This is a genomic window from Streptomyces alkaliterrae, assembly GCF_007097205.2.
In the GTDB taxonomy this organism is placed as follows: domain Bacteria; phylum Actinomycetota; class Actinomycetes; order Streptomycetales; family Streptomycetaceae; genus Streptomyces; species Streptomyces alkaliterrae.
In genome coordinates, this window is the sequence record NZ_VJYK02000768.1 from 1 (window position 1) to 379 (window position 379).

The 379-nt window shown below is 69.1% G+C and carries 1 protein-coding gene; it reads right to left on the minus strand.

Annotated elements, in window-relative coordinates:
* The coding region (locus FNX44_RS30220) for a LysR substrate-binding domain-containing protein (RefSeq protein WP_267129502.1) at positions 1-379 on the minus strand (379 nt) is incomplete at both ends.

The window sequence follows — 379 nt, forward strand, 5'->3', positions numbered from 1 at the left end:
ATCGGGAATCGCGTCGTCGACCGCCACCCACGGCGTGCGGCCCGCTTCGACATCGGCGTAGGTGATGCCGCTTGCGCGCCCGGCGTATAGCCCCACGCGAATCGAGCCGATGCGTTTGCCCACCAAATGCTGGGGCGGACGGTGCGTGGCCCGCACGGCAATGTCGGCATCGCGCCGGGTCAGGCTGGCCAACTCGTTGCTCACCCGGAGGTCGTAGCGCAGATGCGGATGCTGAGCCTGCAGCGCCTTCAACGCGGGCGCGACCAGGCCGACGAGGATGGTGTCCGTAGTGGTGATGCGTACCGTGCCCGACACCTGATCCGGAACCGCATGCACCGCCGATCGCGCGGCCTCGAGCGCCGATTCCACCTGCTCGGCC